The 14,595-nt window shown below is 71.7% G+C and carries 16 protein-coding genes; 8 read left to right on the top strand and 8 right to left on the bottom strand.

The features are described from left to right. The first annotated feature begins 243 nt into the window (after positions 1–243). From AMK29_RS13435 to AMK29_RS13425, 3 genes are all read left to right on the top strand, one after another. Entirely contained in the window at positions 244–1,443 is a 1,200-nt protein-coding gene (locus tag AMK29_RS13435) for a serine hydrolase domain-containing protein (RefSeq protein ID WP_073812269.1), read from the top strand. Between the two features lie 178 nt (positions 1,444–1,621). Continuing rightward, positions 1,622–3,790, top strand: coding sequence for an RNA polymerase recycling motor ATPase HelR (gene helR / locus AMK29_RS13430; RefSeq protein WP_198942236.1), 2,169 nt, complete (start codon positions 1,622–1,624; stop codon positions 3,788–3,790). Positions 3,791–3,838: 48 nt separating this feature from the next. After that, the gene (locus tag AMK29_RS13425; protein ID WP_073812263.1) at positions 3,839–4,258 is read left to right on the top strand and encodes a hypothetical protein; all 420 of its coding nucleotides are present in this window, start codon (positions 3,839–3,841) and stop codon (positions 4,256–4,258) included. A 130-nt stretch (positions 4,259–4,388) separates the two neighbouring features. Here the strand turns inward: AMK29_RS13425 and AMK29_RS13420 are convergent, their stop codons facing one another. Further along, on the bottom strand, positions 4,389–4,874 hold the full coding sequence (locus tag AMK29_RS13420) for an SRPBCC family protein (RefSeq protein WP_241845350.1): 486 nt from the start codon (positions 4,872–4,874) through the stop codon (positions 4,389–4,391). Positions 4,875–4,999: 125 nt separating this feature from the next. Continuing rightward, complete coding sequence (locus tag AMK29_RS13415; RefSeq protein ID WP_073812260.1) at positions 5,000–5,389, bottom strand: VOC family protein; 390 nt, start codon at positions 5,387–5,389, stop codon at positions 5,000–5,002. 224 nt (positions 5,390–5,613) lie between these two features. Between AMK29_RS13415 and AMK29_RS13410 the strand changes: the two genes are divergently transcribed. Further along, the gene (locus AMK29_RS13410; RefSeq protein WP_198942258.1) at positions 5,614–6,894 is read left to right on the top strand and encodes a radical SAM protein; all 1,281 of its coding nucleotides are present in this window, start codon (positions 5,614–5,616) and stop codon (positions 6,892–6,894) included. 22 nt (positions 6,895–6,916) lie between these two features. Here AMK29_RS13410 and AMK29_RS13405 read toward each other — a convergent pair whose 3' ends face one another. Together AMK29_RS13405 and AMK29_RS13400 are read right to left on the bottom strand one after the other, a co-directional pair. Next, positions 6,917–7,123, bottom strand: coding sequence for a cold-shock protein (locus tag AMK29_RS13405; protein WP_073812255.1), 207 nt, complete (start codon positions 7,121–7,123; stop codon positions 6,917–6,919). A gap of 373 nt (positions 7,124–7,496) precedes the next feature. After that, a complete protein-coding gene (locus AMK29_RS13400) occupies positions 7,497–8,423 on the bottom strand; it encodes a DUF6851 domain-containing protein (protein ID WP_073812253.1) in 927 nt (308 codons plus the stop codon). A 143-nt stretch (positions 8,424–8,566) separates the two neighbouring features. Here AMK29_RS13400 and AMK29_RS36370 point away from each other — a divergent pair, with 143 nt between their 5' ends. The 3 genes from AMK29_RS36370 (at position 8,567) to AMK29_RS13390 (ending at position 9,292) form a co-directional block, all read left to right on the top strand. Further along, the gene (locus tag AMK29_RS36370; protein WP_158071313.1) at positions 8,567–8,743 is read left to right on the top strand and encodes a hypothetical protein; all 177 of its coding nucleotides are present in this window, start codon (positions 8,567–8,569) and stop codon (positions 8,741–8,743) included. 93 nt (positions 8,744–8,836) lie between these two features. Beyond that, on the top strand, positions 8,837–9,061 hold the full coding sequence (locus AMK29_RS13395) for a hypothetical protein (protein WP_073812250.1): 225 nt from the start codon (positions 8,837–8,839) through the stop codon (positions 9,059–9,061). 57 nt (positions 9,062–9,118) lie between these two features. Then, on the top strand, positions 9,119–9,292 hold the full coding sequence (locus AMK29_RS13390; protein WP_073812248.1) for a CsbD family protein: 174 nt from the start codon (positions 9,119–9,121) through the stop codon (positions 9,290–9,292). Positions 9,293–9,424: 132 nt separating this feature from the next. Here AMK29_RS13390 and rfbB read toward each other — a convergent pair whose 3' ends face one another. From rfbB to AMK29_RS13370, 4 genes are all read right to left on the bottom strand, one after another. After that, positions 9,425–10,393: a dTDP-glucose 4,6-dehydratase gene (gene rfbB / locus AMK29_RS13385; RefSeq protein WP_073812245.1), complete on the bottom strand. Its 969-nt coding sequence runs from the start codon at positions 10,391–10,393 to the stop codon at positions 9,425–9,427. A gap of 527 nt (positions 10,394–10,920) precedes the next feature. Further along, a complete protein-coding gene (locus AMK29_RS13380) occupies positions 10,921–11,685 on the bottom strand; it encodes an SDR family NAD(P)-dependent oxidoreductase (RefSeq protein ID WP_073812243.1) in 765 nt (254 codons plus the stop codon). Positions 11,686–11,707: 22 nt separating this feature from the next. Further along, positions 11,708–12,649 (bottom strand): NAD-dependent epimerase/dehydratase family protein, encoded by a 942-nt coding sequence (locus AMK29_RS13375; protein WP_073812241.1) that lies wholly within the window; start codon positions 12,647–12,649, stop codon positions 11,708–11,710. A gap of 14 nt (positions 12,650–12,663) precedes the next feature. After that, on the bottom strand, positions 12,664–13,614 hold the full coding sequence (locus AMK29_RS13370; RefSeq protein WP_073812238.1) for a ScbA/BarX family gamma-butyrolactone biosynthesis protein: 951 nt from the start codon (positions 13,612–13,614) through the stop codon (positions 12,664–12,666). 127 nt (positions 13,615–13,741) lie between these two features. Between AMK29_RS13370 and AMK29_RS13365 the strand changes: the two genes are divergently transcribed. Beyond that, positions 13,742–14,422, top strand: coding sequence for a ScbR family autoregulator-binding transcription factor (locus AMK29_RS13365; protein ID WP_073812235.1), 681 nt, complete (start codon positions 13,742–13,744; stop codon positions 14,420–14,422). The last annotated feature ends 173 nt before the right edge of the window (positions 14,423–14,595 follow it).

The raw sequence follows: 14,595 nt of genomic DNA, 5'->3' as shown, positions 1-14,595 counted from the left end.
TATGACAATGGTTTTCATTATCGATACAGCGGGTCCTCGGTCGCTGCGAGCACGGCCTGCCGGGAGCCGCCACGGCGGGGCGGTCCGGAGGCCGCTGAGCCACCCGGGTGCGGGCCGGGCCGGTGACGCGGTGGCGCCGAACGAGTGGACTCACCGCCCGGCGCCCGGGGAGGGGAACCTCCACGGTCGCGTGCCGGTGGTGATGTTGCCCTCCGTGCCCGTGACCAGGAAGAGGCGTCCGCCATGCGACGTATCCCCCACCGCAGACTGCTCGCCGCGACGCTGCTCGCGGCGTCCGTGCTGACCTCGACGGCGGTCGCGCCCGTCGCTCCCGTCCACGCCGCGAACGTCGACCGGCCCGGTGAGGGCGACTGCCGGCCGGGCGGTCTCGGTCAGGGCCTCACGGCGAAGCTCGACAGGACGATCGAGGACGTCCGCGAGCAGGCGGGCATCCCGGGTGTCGTGGTCGGACTGTGGATGCCGGGCAAGGGGTGCTACGTCCGTGCCACCGGCGTCGCCGACACCGTCACCCGGCAGCCGATGCCCGTCGACACCTACGTCCGGATCGGCAGCGAGACCAAGACCTTCACCGTCACCGCGCTGCTCCAGCTCGTCGACGACGGCAAGGTCCGCCTCGACGACCCGATCGACGACTACGTGCGCGGCGTGCCCAACGGCGACGAGATCACCCTGCGCCACCTCGCCGAGATGCGCAGCGGCCTCTTCCCATACACCTCCGACCCGGACTTCATCCGTGACCTGCAGACCGATCCGAAGCGCCCCTACAACCCGTGGGAGCTGCTCTCGTACGGCTACCGGCACCCCAACACCTCCGCGCCGGGTACGACGTTCCAGTACTCCAACTCCAACCTGATCCTGCTCGGCCTGGTGATCGAGAAGGTCACCGGTAAGCGCCTCGCCGACGTCATCCACCAGCGGGTGCTCCGGCCCGCGCACCTGCGCCACACGCTGTTCCCGAAGGGGGCGGAGTTCCCCGAGCCGCACGCGCGCGGCTACACCGACCAGTCACTGAGCGGCGCGGTCACCGACGCGACGGACTGGAACCCGAGCTGGGCCTGGGCGGCCGGGGCGATGATCTCGAACCTGCACGACCTGCGGCGCTGGGCGAAGGTCGTCGCCACCGGCGAACTGCTCAGCCCCGAGACCCAGGCGCAGCGGCTCAAGACTCTGCCGACCGGCTTCCCCGGCACCACGTACGGTCTCGGGATCCTGGAGACCAACGGCTGGATCGGGCACAACGGATCCATCCCGGGGTACGAGACCGTGACGGTCTACCTGCCGTCGAAGAAGGCCACCCTGGTCGTCATGATCAACACGGACATGCTGCACCAGGGCCAGGAGCCGTCCACCCTGCTCGCCCGGGCGATCACGGAGGTCGTCACCCCGGACAACGTCTACGCCGGCGCGGTGGTGCCGCACTGATCGCGGCGGAACGGCGGGGCCGACGAGAGCGGCCCGGGGCGTGACATGAGAAAGGGCAAGGGGAACAGTCCCTCTTGCCACTCTCAACTTATAGCGCACAGGGGGGCTTGCGGCAAGGCCCCGGGGATACCGCAGAATCACGGTCTCACCCAGCCCCTGCAGAAATGAGTCCCGCCCCGTGCGTGTGCTTTCGTCGGTGGACCAGTCGTACGACACCAGCGCGTTCGACCTTCCCGACCGTCTGTCCCCCAAGGCCGACCCGGCGCTGATCGCCGATGACGAGCGGCACTTCGCCGCCGTCGCGGAGAGCCTCCGGGAGTCGATCGCCGAACTCTCCGCCCGTCTCGACGCGGCGCGGAGGGCTCCCGGCGGCGCCGGCCGGGAGGCGATGGACCGGGACGCCGAGATCCACCGGCTGACCGGTCGTCTGCGCACCCTGCGCCGCTTCGGCCTCGACCTGTGCCTCGGACGGGTCGTCGGGGCGGACGGCTCCGAGCCCGTGTACGTGGGACGCCTCGGCCTCACCGACAGCGCGGGGCGCCGACTGCTCATCGACTGGCGTTCGCCCGCCGCCGAGCCGTTCTTCGCGGCCACCCACGCGGACCCGATGGGGCTCGCGAGCCGCCGCAGGTACCGCTGGAGCGGTGGCCGGATCACCGACTACTGGGACGAGGTGTTCTCCGCGGAAGGGCTGGAGGAGCACGCGGCCCTCGACGACCAGTCCGCGTTCATCGCCAGCCTCGGCGGCAGCCGTTCGCCCCGGATGCGTGATGTGCTCGCCACCATCCAGGCCGACCAGGACGCCATCATCCGGGCCGGCTCGCGCGGCACGCTCGTCGTCGACGGTGGTCCGGGCACGGGCAAGACCGTGGTCGCGCTGCACCGCTCCGCGCACCTCCTCTACGCGGACCCGCGCCTCGGTCACCGCAGGGGCGGCGTGCTGTTCGTCGGCCCGCACCAGCCCTATCTGGCGTACGTCGCCGATGTCCTGCCGAGCCTCGGCGAGGAGGGGGTGCAGACCTGCACCGTGCGGGACCTCGTGGCCGAGGGGGCGCGGGCTGCGGCCGAGCGCGACCCCGAGGTGGCCCGCCTGAAGTCGTCCGCGGACATGGTGCGGGCGATCGAGGCGGCCGTCCGGTTCTACGAGGAGCCGCCGGCCAAGGGGATGACCGTCTCGACCGACTGGGCCGACGTCCGGCTCGGCGCCGACGACTGGGCCGAGGCGTTCGAGGCGGTGGAGGCCGGCACCCCGCACAACGAGGCGCGGGAGCAGATCTGGGAGGAGCTGGCCACGATCCTGCTGGCCAAGCTCGACGGCGAGGTCCCGGAGGACCAGTTCCGCAGGTCGCTGCGGCAGGACGAGGAGCTGTCCGACGCCCTGCACGGCGCCTGGCCGCTGCTCGAGGCGGCCGACCTCGTCGGCGACCTGTGGTCGGTCCCCGCGTACCTGCGCACGTGCGCTCCCTGGCTGAGCCGTGACGAGGTCCGCACGCTCCAGCGCGAGGACGCCCAGGCGTGGACGGTGTCCGACCTGCCGCTCCTGGACGCGGCGCGGCAGCGGCTCGGCGACCCGGAGGCGGCCCGGCGCAAGCGCCGCCACCAGGCCACGGTCGCCGCCGAGCGCGCGCGCATGGCCGACGTCATCGACAACGTGCTGGCGGCCGACGTCGACGGTGAGGGCGCGGTGACGATGCTGCGCGGGCAGGACCTCAAGGACAGCCTGGTCGACGACGCCGCGCTGCCCGGCTCCGAGCCCGACCTGCTCGCCGGGCCGTTCGCGCACATCGTCGTGGACGAGGCGCAGGAGCTGACGGACGCCGAGTGGCAGATGCTGCTGCAGCGCTGCCCGTCCCGGAGCTTCACCATCGTCGGGGACCGCGCCCAGGCCAGGAACGGGTTCACCGAGTCGTGGCAGGAGCGCCTGGAGCGGGTCGGGCTGGACCGGATCACCGTGGCGTCCCTGAGCATCAACTACCGCACGCCCGAAGAGGTCATGGCGGAGGCGGAGCCGGCCATCCGGGCCGCGCTGCCGGACGCGAACGTGCCGACGTCCGTGCGCGCCGCCGGCGTCCCGGTCGTCCACGGGTCCGTGGACGCGCTCGACTCGGTCCTCGACGACTGGCTCGCCACCCACGCCGAGGGGACGGCCTGTGTCATCGGCGCCCCCCGGTTCCGTCCCGGCGACCGCGTCCGGTCGCTGACGCCGTCGCTGTCGAAGGGCCTGGAGTTCGACCTGGTCGTCCTCGTCGACCCGGAGGCCTTCGGCGAGGGGATCGAGGGGGCGGTCGACCGCTACGTCGCGATGACCCGTGCCACCCGCCAACTCGTCGTCCTCCGGAGCACGTGACGGCGCGCCACGGCCGATCCTGCGATGAGATGACGTATCGATGGGTTCATGACTCAGACATGCGAGCCCATCACCGCGTCCGTTCCCGATGACCCGGTCGTTCCCGGTGGGGAGTGCCCCGAGGTCGCGTCGCTCGTCGCGCCGTATCTGCGCATCATCCGGTCCGCGCTGCCCCCCGTGGAGGCGGAGCGATTCTTCGTACGGGCCCTGGACGCGCACGAGGAGGAGCGGCGCCGGGCGGGCGCGCTCCAACTCGGGTTCAGCGCCTACCTGTGGGACGGCCTCGGCGACAGCTGGGGCGGCTCCCTCGCGCACGCCTCCGCCTGGGAGGCCATGCAGGCGATCCGTCACCTGGTCCGCAAGGCCCCGCGGGCGGATCTCGCCGCGTACCTGCGGCTCGGGCTCCGGCTCGTCCGCGAGTTCGGCGCGGGCTCCCAGGCCCGTACGGCCCTGCCGGTGGGCGCCTGACGCGCCCGGGCGGGATCGCGGTCGGCGGCCGGGCCCGAGCGTGAGCCCGGCCGGTCGGCCCCGCACCATCGCCCGGACAGGCCCCGGCCCGCCCCGGTCGGTGCCGGACCAGGAAATGCCCCGGCCCCCCTCAGTCTCCGGGCAGCCCGGCCCAGTCGTCCTCGCCGGGGTCCGTGCCCTCGGCGCGCGCGGCGAGACGGTCGACGTAGTGCTGCCAGGCCTCGGCCTGGGCCTCGCAGGCTTCGGTGGAGGGGAGGCCGCTGTGGATCAGCCGGAGCAGGGTGCCCTCCGGGGTGCGGCGGAGGGTGAGCTCGATGGTGCTGGAGCCGGGCGGGACGGCCGTCGGGCCGGTCTCCCAGCCCCAGCTGAAGACGAGACGCGCCGGCGGGTCGACGGTGATGAAGCGGCCGGAGGCGACGCTGTCGCCGGTGACCCGGGTCCGGTAGGCGCCGCCCGGCTCGAAGGAGAACGTGCCGTCGACGCCCATCCAGGACAGCCATCTGTCACGGTCGGTGAGGAACGGGAAGACCGCCTCGGGGCCGGCGGCGATGCGCCGCTCCAGCGTGACCGTGTCCATGGGGGTCGGCGGGATCGGGGGCTGCGCGGGGGTCGTCATGAGGGTTCTCGCTCCGTTCGGCCACGTCGGCGAACCGGGCCGGGCGGCGAACCGCTCGGGCCCGTCCCTGCGCAGCGTAACCAGCCGGAGGTCCGGCAGCACCTCGGGCGCGGGGCCCGGGGCCGTCAGGCGTACTGGGCGATCTGGATCAGGTTGCCGCAGGTGTCGTCCAGGATCGCGACGGTGACCGGGCCCATGTCCGTCGGCTCCTGGGTGAAGCGGACGCCGAGCCCCACCAGCCGCTCGTGGGCTGCGCGCACGTCGTCCACGGCGAAGGAGGTGAGCGGGATGCCGGCCTCGACCAGGGCCTCCTTGTACGCCCGGGCGGCGGGCACGGCGACGTCGGGCTCAAGGACCAGTTCGACGCCGTCGGGCTCCTCCGGCGAGACCACCGTCAGCCAGCGGTACTCACCGAGGGGGACCTCCGTCTTCTTCAGGAAGCCCAGCTTCTCGGTGTAGAAGCGCAGGGCCTTCTCCTGGTCGTCGACGAGAAGACTGGCCAGGTTGATCCTCATGGGTGCTCTCCCGCTGTCGGTCCGGACGATCGGATCGTGGAACTCCCAGCATTCCGCCTCACCGGTGCCGGGGGAACGCGCCGCGCCCGGCGCGCACCGGCTCCCGGTCGTCGTCCCGGCGGTACACGCGCGTAGCGTGAAGCCATCGGCTCCGTCGTCTCACCACTGGAGATCCGCCTGTGTCCAGCGCCGCCCCGACCCGTACCGCTGTCGTGGAGTCCCTCATGGACCGCTTCCCGGGAGTTCCTCCGGAGGCCGTGTTCAAGGAGGACCTGCTGCGCGGCGGGCTCGCCTTCGACCCGTCCGCGCTGTCCGCCAACGAGGGCGGTGAGGTGAAGCCGAAGTCGTACTTCATCTTCTCCTTCGACCACCGCACGCTGCCGGAGCTCGGGGAGGCGGCGCTGAACCGCCCGCCGGAGGAGATCGTCCTCACCGGCGGGCCGTACGGTCTGCGCCGCACGGTGGTGTCGGTGCGGGTCAACCCCTCGTCCCCGTACCGGGTGGCGCCGGACGCCGACGGGGCGCTCGCGCTGTTCCTCGACGGGGTCCGGATCGCCGACGTGGGCCTGCCGCCGATGCCGGAGTACTACCGGCACCCGCTGTCGAACGGCAAGTCCGTGATGGAGGTGGCGCCGACCATCCAGTGGGGCTACCTGATCTATCTGACGGTCTTCCGGGTCTGCCAGTACTTCGGCGCCAAGGAGGAGTGCCAGTACTGCGACATCAACCACAACTGGCGCCAGCACAAGGCGGCGGGACGCCCGTACACGGGCGTGAAGCCGGTCGACGAGGTCCTGGAGGCCCTGGAGATCATCGACCGCCACGACACGGCCCGTACGTCGACGGCGTACACCCTCACCGGCGGGGCGGTCACCTCCCAGGTCGGCGGGAAGGACGAGGCGGACTTCTACGGGCAGTACGCGCGCGCGATCGAGGAGCGCTTCCCGGGCCGCTGGATCGGCAAGGTCGTCGCCCAGGCCCTGCCGAAGGAGGACGTCCAGCGGTTCCACGACTACGGCATCCGGATCTACCACCCGAACTACGAGGTGTGGGACCGCCGCCTCTTCGAGCTGTACTGCCCCGGCAAGGAGCGGTACATCGGCCGGGACGAGTGGCACCGCCGGATCCTGGACTCCGCCGAGGTCTTCGGGCCGCGCAACGTCATCCCGAACTTCGTCGCCGGTGTCGAGATGGCCCGCCCCTCCGGGTTCCTGACGGTGGACGAGGCGATCGCCTCCACCCGGGAGGGCCTGCGGTTCTTCATGTCGCGCGGGATCACCCCGCGCTTCACCACCTGGTGCCCGGAGCCGACGACCCCGCTGGGCCGCGAGAACCCGGACGGGGCGCCGCTGGAGTACCACCTGCGCCTGCTCGAGGCGTACACGGCGACGCTGGAGGAGTACGGGCTGACCGCGCCGCCCGGGTACGGGCCGGCGGGACCGGGGCGCGCGGTGTTCTCGGTCAGCTCGTTCATGGACGCGCTGCCTCCTGCTCCGGGCGAGTGACCGGGGCCGGCGGGGGACTGCGTCAGACGCGCAGTTCCCGCGCCTCGAAGCGGCCCTCGCCGAGGACGAGGACGAAGGAGACCTGCTGGCCCTCCGAGAGGGAGCGCTCCTCCCCCTCGATGTCCGCCGCACTGAAGTAGACCTGTTCCTCCGAGCCGACGGGAACGACGAATCCGTATCCGCCGGCGCGGTTGAAGGAGTGCACGAACCCCGTGCTTCTGCCGTCCATGGCGGGCCTCCTCGTCGTCACGGGCGGCGCGGCCGAGGGGGGCGGGCCCCGCTTCGACCGCATCCGCGTCTCTAGGGACTTCTACCCCGGACGCCCGGGGTTCGCCCGTCGTCGGCGCGGGACCGGGTGGGACGACGGGCGGGCCGGCCGGTGTACGCGCCACCCCCCTGGGTCTCGTACAATATTCAACAGAGGCCCGGTGCCGGAGATCCCCCGTGTCCGACACCGGGCCTCGTCCTGCCCTCGCGCGCGTAGGCGCCGGGAACGAGAAGGTGCCACGGCGCGCCGCCGTTCCCGTGAGGACCCGGTCGGGGGTGGGGCCGGGGGGAGACGGCGGAGCGCCGTGACACCGGTCACGGGGAGCCTCGACGGATCAGGACGCGACGCTCGGGTCCGGGTCGAGTGCGGCGGCATCGCCACCGAGGACGTCGACCGCGCTCGCCATCCGGACGGAGGGGTACGCGGGCGGGGCGGGGACCGTGAACTGGTCGGGGCGGCTCAGGGCGAAGGGCTTCATCACCGCGAACTGCGGGGTGAGGTAGCGCTGCGTCCTGCCGCCGACGATCAGCGGGGTCCAGTGGGCCGGGTCCGTGACCGTGGACGGGTCGAAGGCCCCGGCGACCTGGGGCGCGTTGCGCGGCTGGTAGCCGGTGGTGTCGGAGTACGCGGGGGCGCCGAGCTGGTTGGCGCCGTCGCCGTGCCGGTAATCGAGGACGGCCTGCGCGGTACGGCGGCCGATCCAGGCGGGGCTGTCGCGGCGCGGGTTCACCAGCTCGGGGTCGTGGCCGAGGCTGCGCAGCATGTTATCGATGGCGACCTTGTACTCGGGGTACAGGTCGAGCAGGGCGAGGTGGGCCGCGTAGCTGATGGCCTCGTTCTTGTTGTCGAGCGTGCGCTCGGAGCGCGGCCGGCGGAGCGCGCCGCCGAAGCGGGTGCCGACGGCACAGCGGTCGTAACACGCCCAGGCGTCGTAGATCGCGTTGTGGATGATCGCGAGGGCGCGGGCGTTCACGGTGGCGGGGCCGAAGCGGTTGCCCGCGGCCTGGTAGCGGCCGAGGATCGCGTCCATCGCGGCCTGGTTCCAGCGGATCACGACACTGGGGTCGGTGACGGCACCGGGGGCCCGGCGGCCGGTCCGGGTCTCCGCCTCGAAGCTGGTGGGGACGGCCCACGCGGCGGTGCCGGGCAGCGCCAGCGCTCCGGCCGCGGCGACGGACGCGGTGAGCACCCGGCGCCGGGTGAGAGCGGTGCGTGCCGCGGGGGTCGTGGTGGAGGCGGGGGCGGCGGGTCGGTGGGACATCCGTTGATTCCTTCGCAGGGTGCCGGGAGCGGATGGACGCGGTCCGGGTCCGTGGATCAAACACAAACTCGAACAGTGCTCAGGCTGGCGAGATTTGATCGCGTCCGGCAACGCCCGCCGCCCACCTCTGCGGCACCTTCGCGGTGCTCGTCCTCACGCCGTCGGTGGCGTTCGCCCACGCCAACCCGCTGCTGCTCACGCTGGTGGGCGAGTTCGTCGTGAAGAACGTGGTGCTGCTCGCGGGCGTGGTGGTGGTGACGACCGTCCCGGCCCGCCCGACCCGCGAGGACGCACCCCAGGGTCTGCCCGAAAGGTCCTGAGACACGGCGTTTCGGCTGGACGTCGCCGGGCAGCAGCACCTCGTGCCACCGGCGGCGACCGGGGCGCGTACGAGCGGCGTCAGGGAGAGGACCATGAGCCACCACCACAAGCACGGCAGCGAGCAGGACCGTCGGCACGAGACCCCGCGGACCACACCGTCCGGGGCCGAGGGTGAGAGCGGCGACGCGGAGGCACGACGCCAGGCGGAGGAGGCGACGGTGCGCGAGGGGGAGCCGTCGGAGGACGCGCACGGCAGCGACGCCAAACGGCAGGGACCCGGCATCGGCCGCGAGGAGCAGCGGAAGCCGCATCCGTGAGTAACCCCCGCGATCCAGGGCAGTCGCACGGAAGAGTGACATACCAGGAGGTGTCGGATGTCCGCCGGTAAGAAGGCCAAGCACGCCGCAGAGACCGCCAAGGGCAAGGCCAAGGAGGCCACGGGCAGGGCCGTGGGCAACGAAAGCATGGAGATGAAGGGCCGTCGCGAGCAGATGAAGGGCGACGCGAAGCAGACGGCGGAGAAGGCCAAGGACACGCTCAAGCACTAGGTCGGGGGCCGCGTCCCCGCACCGGGACGCGTCGGTGACTGCATGGAGGCGGCCGGCGGGCCGGGATGACACCCGGCCCGCCGGCCGCCTCCGCGCGCCCGCCCGCGTCTGCGCCGGTCGGCCGGGCTCGCGTCACCCCTCCTTGCCGGGTTTCCACCGGTCGGGGTGGTCGCGGTACCAGTCGACGGTCCTGCGCAGGCCGTCGTCGAAGGACGTCAGGGGCGTGTAGCCGAGCTCCTCGCGGATCTTGGCGTCGGAGAGCGAGTACCGCAGGTCGTGGCCCTTGCGGTCCTCGACGTGACGGATCATCGAGCGGTCCGCGCCGCAGAGGTCGAGCAGGCGCTCGGTCAGGGCGAGGTTGGTGAGTTCGTCCCCGCTGCCGATGTTGTACGTCTCGCCCGCCCGGCCCCGGGTGAGGACGAGGTGGAGGGCCCGGCAGTGGTCGTCGACGTGCAGCCACTCGCGGACGTTGCGCCCGTCGCCGTACAACGGCACCGGAAGGCCCTCCAGGAGGTTCGTCACGAACCGGGGGATGAGCTTCTCGGCGTGCTGGTACGGCCCGTAGTTGTTGGAGCAGCGGGTGATCGACAGGTCGAGCCCGTGGGTGCGCCAGTAGGAGCGGGCCATCAGGTCGGAGCTCGCCTTGGAGGCGGCGTACGGCGAGTTCGGGAGCAGCGGGGAGTCCTCGGTCCAGGAGCCCTCGTCGACCGTGCCGTACACCTCGTCGGTGGAGACGTGCACGAACCGCTCGGTGCCGGTCCGCAGCGCCGCCTCCAGGACGGTCTGGGTGCCCAGGACGTTGGTACGGACGAACGCGTCGGCCGAGTCGATGGAGCGGTCGACGTGGGACTCGGCGGCGAGGTGGACGACCGCGTCGTGCCCCGGGAGCAGGTCGAGCAGCAGCGGCAGGTCGCACACGTCGCCGTGGACGAAGGCGAGCCGCTCGTGCGAGGCGGGCAGGTTGGCCCGGTTCCCGGCGTAGGTCAGCTTGTCGAGGACGGTGACGGTGTCCGTGGCGTCACCGCCGTACTTCCCCGCGAGCAGGGAGCGGACGTAGTGGGAGCCGATGAATCCGGCGCCGCCGGTGACGAGGATCCTCATGGCGTTCCTCCGAGGAGCGCGGGGTGCTGGACGGGGGCGGGGCGGTCGGCCGGCGCGCGCCGTCTTCATGACGTACTGACCGTACGGGGGCTGCGCAGCCTCCCCGGAAACCGCCGCCCCGGTTTGTTACGAGGGACCCCCTTCACCGAAACGGCCCGCCTGATCGCGCCCCGTACCACTCCACCCCGCGACATATCCCCGAGGCCGCACGAAAACTCCGTAGAATACCAAGCAGTCGGTTTTAGAAGTACGGGAGCCCTGGTGACCTGATCAGAACGGGCCCCACGGACGCGGGACGCGCTGATCAGATCGGCAGCCAGGGAATTCGACCCGTACGGTTCGCCGTACGGGTCCTGAATCTGCGCCAGAAATGGCAGAGCTGCGTCCAGCAGCGGCTTGCGGAGGCGGCCGACGCGGGCATGCTCGCCGCCGGCACCGGCCCGCCGGCAGGAATCGGCGAGCACGATCGTCGCCGCCACCATCGGCCTGGAGGCCCCCTGCGCGACAACGGCGAACGGCTGTCGTACTCAGAGGGCGCTCCCGCCCGTCACGTCGACGTATTGGCCGGTGATCCAGCGCGCGTCGTCCGAGACGAGGAAACCGACCACGTCCGCGACGTCGGCCGGCGTCCCGATCCGGCCGAAGACCGAGAGAGCCGCGAGGGCGGCGCTCGCCTCGGGAGTCGCCCTGCGCCGGGCGTTCATGTCGGTCGCGATGTAGCCGGGAGCCACCGCGTTGACCGTGATTCCCCGTGGCCCCAGCTCCTTGGCGAGGGCGAGGGTCATCGTGTCGACGGCCCCCTTGGTCATCGCGTACGTGACGGAGTCGGGGAAGGCGTGCTTCGTCGCCGCCGAGGAGACGTTGACGATCCGGCCGCCGTCACGCAGTCGGTCGAGACCACGCTGGATGAGGAAGAGCGGGGCCTTCACGTTGATCGCGAACAGCCGGTCGAAGACCTCGGGGGTCAGGTCATGAATGCGGCCCGAGCCGCTCGCGCCCGCGTTGTTGACGAGTATGTCGAACTCGGGCCTCGCGCCCTGTTCTGCGAGACCGCCCTCCAGAGCCGCGTAGAAGGTGTCGACCGCGCCAGGCGCCTCGAACTTCGCGCGGAACGGGAAGGCCCGGCCGCCCTCCTCCTCGATGCTCTTCACGGTCTCCCGGGCGGCCGCCTCGTCGCGGCCGTAGTGCACGGCCACCAGGGCTCCGTCCCTGGCAAGCCGCTGGGCAATGCCCCTTCCGATGCCACGGCTCGCTCCGGTGACGATCGCGGTCCTACCGGCCAGCACGGACATGTGGGCCTTGCCTTCTTTCGGTTCAGGAGTGGTCGAGGAGACCTTGGTACCACGCTTCGTGGTCCGCGAATCCCTCGGTGAATCCAGGCCCCGGTTCGCAACCCAGCTCCCGCCAGGGGCGGTCGTCGGAGAACCAGTGGTCGGTGGCGAGCATGTCGAGGTGGTGCTGCGCGACGGCGTGGCCCGAGAGCAGCGCGCGGGCCTCGGTGATGTCCACAGGCGCCCCCAGGCGCGGCCCCGTCCGGTGGACGAGCAGTTTCTCGGCCGCTGCCAGCACCTCGGTGACGGGCACCGGGTCCGGATGGTGGACGTAGTACGGACCGGCCTGGGCCCGCACCGAGAGCGCCGCGCCCAGCAGGGCGCGTGCCAGGCTGTCCGCGTCGACGAGGGAGTGCAGTGAGTCACCCCCTATGAGCTGGCCGGGCAACGCCGCGAGCAGCTGGACCAGGCCGGGGATCACCTGCCGGTCACCGGTGCCGTACACGAGGTGCGGTCGCAGGACGGTGCCGCCGGCGTCCATGACGTGCCGTTCGCCCGCCGCGCGGGTGCGGCTGGTCGCGGAGACCGGGGCGAGCGGCAGGGTGCCGGGGGCGGCGGCCCGGAAGGGGCCACGGCCGTGGACGGATGCGGTGCTGAGGGCGACGATCCGGGTGACCCCGGCGCGTACGGCCGCGTCGACCAGGGCCCGGGTGCCCTCGTCGTTGACCGCGCGGGCCAGCTCCGCGTCCCCGCCGATCGCCGAGGCGCAGTGGATCAGCACGTCCACGCCCTCGCAGGCGCGACGCAAGGAAGCGGGGTCGCGGAGGTCACCCCGGACGGCCTCCGCCGCCCCCCGTACCCCCGTGTCCGCCGGTCGGCGGACGAGCAGCCGCACCTCCGCGGATTCGGGCAACGCCGTCGTCGCCTCCACCACCCGGCCACCGATGAATCCGGTCGCGCCGGTGATCAGTATGCGAAGTCCCATCGTTCCGGTCCGGTTCAGCTCGCCAGCCGTCTGTCGAGGCCTGCTCCGGCCACGGCCAGTTCCGGGGACGGAGAGGTGAGCGTGCACACGAAGACCGACGAGCCGTCCTGCCGACCCGTCACCCGCACGACGGTCGTCGCCCGGTCGGGGGCGGCCACGGCCTCCGCCTCGATCCAGCAGGGACTGTCGAGTTCGGCGTAACGCTGGAAGGAGATGTCCACGACGGTGGGCAGGAACGTTCCGCCGCCGACCGTCAGCGTCGCGGCCTGCCGGGCGGCTTCGAGGAGCAGCATCCCGGGCACATGGTCGTTCGGGCGCCGGAAGAGGGTGGGGTGGCCGGTGTCGATCCGCAGCTGCCACGTGCCCGCCCGCGGGCCCGGCCCCAGGACGACATCCTGCGGCCGGCTGCGGCCGACCATGTGCGGGACCACACCTCGGATCAGCGGCACCGGCTTCCCGAGCGCCGCGAGCCGCTCGCCCCGCAGGCGGCGGTAAGCGGGTGCCGAGGTGCAATCGGCCAGACCGCCGCCGGTGGCAAGCGGCCGTCCACCCCGGGAGAGCCGCACGACGGAGGAGAGGTTTCGCGGTCTGCCCCGGTGGCTGCCGAGCTCGGGGAAGAGGACGTCGGCCGTCACGTCCGAGGAGAGGCCGTTGACCGTGAGCGCCTCAGGGTCGGCGTCGAAGTGGAGGTCCCACATGACGAACTGATCGTCGACGGGTACCCCTAGCTCGGCATGAGCGACGAGCATGGTCGCCTGGCGTATCGTCTCGGCCACCAGAAAGGGGTCGTGCCGGTCATCCGCCACGGGAGAGAAGAAGGGATGTGAGGCGGGCCAATGGGCAGAGACGGAGAACCGATTCGCTCGCAGTCGCGTCCAGTTCGTGGGAAGGATGTCGGCGGGATTCGCCCGATGCACAAACTCCCCAGGGACGTGCGTCGTCGCTTCTCGGCGGTTCTGATCCACGGTTCTCCCCCACCCCACACTCCCCCGGGCGGTGAACCCGCCCGAATTAGAATACGTACAGCCCGGTTTTCTTTTCAATGCTTCACGTCACACGTCGAGCACAGTCAGCGATGCAGCAGGAGGCGCTTTGGCACAGCAAGCGCGTGCAATCCGAACCCGGCGGGCGATCCTGGAGTCGGCGGCGGCCGTCTTCGCGGAACGCGGCTATGAACGGACGACCATCGGGGAGATCCTGGTGCGCGCCGGGGTGACCAAGGGGGCGCTGTACTTCCACTTCGCCTCCAAGGAAGACGTGGCCCTCGGCGTGCTCGACGCCCAGATGCTCGACGAGCCCCTCACACCGCAGCCCATCAAGCTGCAGGAGCTGGTGGACCAGGGCTTTCTCCTCTCCCACCGGCTGCAGCGTGACGCTCTGGTGCGCGCCAGTGTCGCGTTGGCGCTCGACAGCGGTGCCACCGGGGTGGACCGGGCCGCTCCGTTCCGGGCCTGGATCGATCAGGTCTCGGAGGTGCTGATGGTCGCGAAGGCTCGCGGAGAGCTGCTCGTCCATGTGGACGTGACGGACACGGCCGAGCTGTTCTCGGGTGCCTTCGCCGGGATCCAGACGATGTCCCAGATTCTGTGTGATCGCCACGACCTGACGCATCGGGTGGTGGTGCTGCTCCGGCACGTCCTGCCGACCATATGCACCCCCGCGCTCCTGACCAATCTGGAGATCACCGAGGAGCGCGCCCGGCAGCTGGCCGCCGAATACGACGAGCGCCTGGCCCGCAGAGAAGAAGCAAACCTCGCGGACTCCCGAAGCTGAAGAAACCGACCGACCGGTCTCCGGAGCGCCCCGACGCGTACCAGCGTCGGGGCGCTCTGGCGTCATGGCACTGAGTGTGTTTTGCTGAGGGTACTCAGTGCCACAAGCGTCTAGGGGAGCTCGACATCATGGGCAAGGACTTCGACCTGTATCGGCCTTCCGAGGAGCACGAC

It is taken from the genome of Streptomyces sp. CB02261 (genome assembly GCF_001905665.1).
In the GTDB taxonomy this organism is placed as follows: Bacteria; Actinomycetota; Actinomycetes; order Streptomycetales; family Streptomycetaceae; genus Streptomyces.
The sequence above is the reverse complement of the archived record's forward strand: the minus strand, read 5'-3'. Positions and strand labels throughout refer to the sequence as shown.

What these genes read in the sequence shown, in the direction of transcription:
- AMK29_RS13435 (WP_073812269.1), top strand. Translation starts at nt 244, where the DNA reads ATGCGACGTATCCCCCACCGCAGACTGCTCGCCGCGACGCTGCTCGCG.
- AMK29_RS13425 (WP_073812263.1), top strand. Translation starts at nt 3,839, where the DNA reads ATGACTCAGACATGCGAGCCCATCACCGCGTCCGTTCCCGATGACCCG.
- AMK29_RS13420 (WP_241845350.1), bottom strand. Translation starts at nt 4,874, where the DNA reads ATGACGACCCCCGCGCAGCCCCCGATCCCGCCGACCCCCATGGACACG.
- AMK29_RS13415 (WP_073812260.1), bottom strand. Translation starts at nt 5,389, where the DNA reads ATGAGGATCAACCTGGCCAGTCTTCTCGTCGACGACCAGGAGAAGGCC.
- AMK29_RS13410 (WP_198942258.1), top strand. Translation starts at nt 5,614, where the DNA reads ATGGACCGCTTCCCGGGAGTTCCTCCGGAGGCCGTGTTCAAGGAGGAC.
- AMK29_RS13405 (WP_073812255.1), bottom strand. Translation starts at nt 7,123, where the DNA reads ATGGACGGCAGAAGCACGGGGTTCGTGCACTCCTTCAACCGCGCCGGC.
- AMK29_RS13400 (WP_073812253.1), bottom strand. Translation starts at nt 8,423, where the DNA reads ATGTCCCACCGACCCGCCGCCCCCGCCTCCACCACGACCCCCGCGGCA.
- AMK29_RS13395 (WP_073812250.1), top strand. Translation starts at nt 8,837, where the DNA reads ATGAGCCACCACCACAAGCACGGCAGCGAGCAGGACCGTCGGCACGAG.
- AMK29_RS13390 (WP_073812248.1), top strand. Translation starts at nt 9,119, where the DNA reads ATGTCCGCCGGTAAGAAGGCCAAGCACGCCGCAGAGACCGCCAAGGGC.
- rfbB (WP_073812245.1), bottom strand. Translation starts at nt 10,393, where the DNA reads ATGAGGATCCTCGTCACCGGCGGCGCCGGATTCATCGGCTCCCACTAC.
- AMK29_RS13380 (WP_073812243.1), bottom strand. Translation starts at nt 11,685, where the DNA reads ATGTCCGTGCTGGCCGGTAGGACCGCGATCGTCACCGGAGCGAGCCGT.
- AMK29_RS13375 (WP_073812241.1), bottom strand. Translation starts at nt 12,649, where the DNA reads ATGGGACTTCGCATACTGATCACCGGCGCGACCGGATTCATCGGTGGC.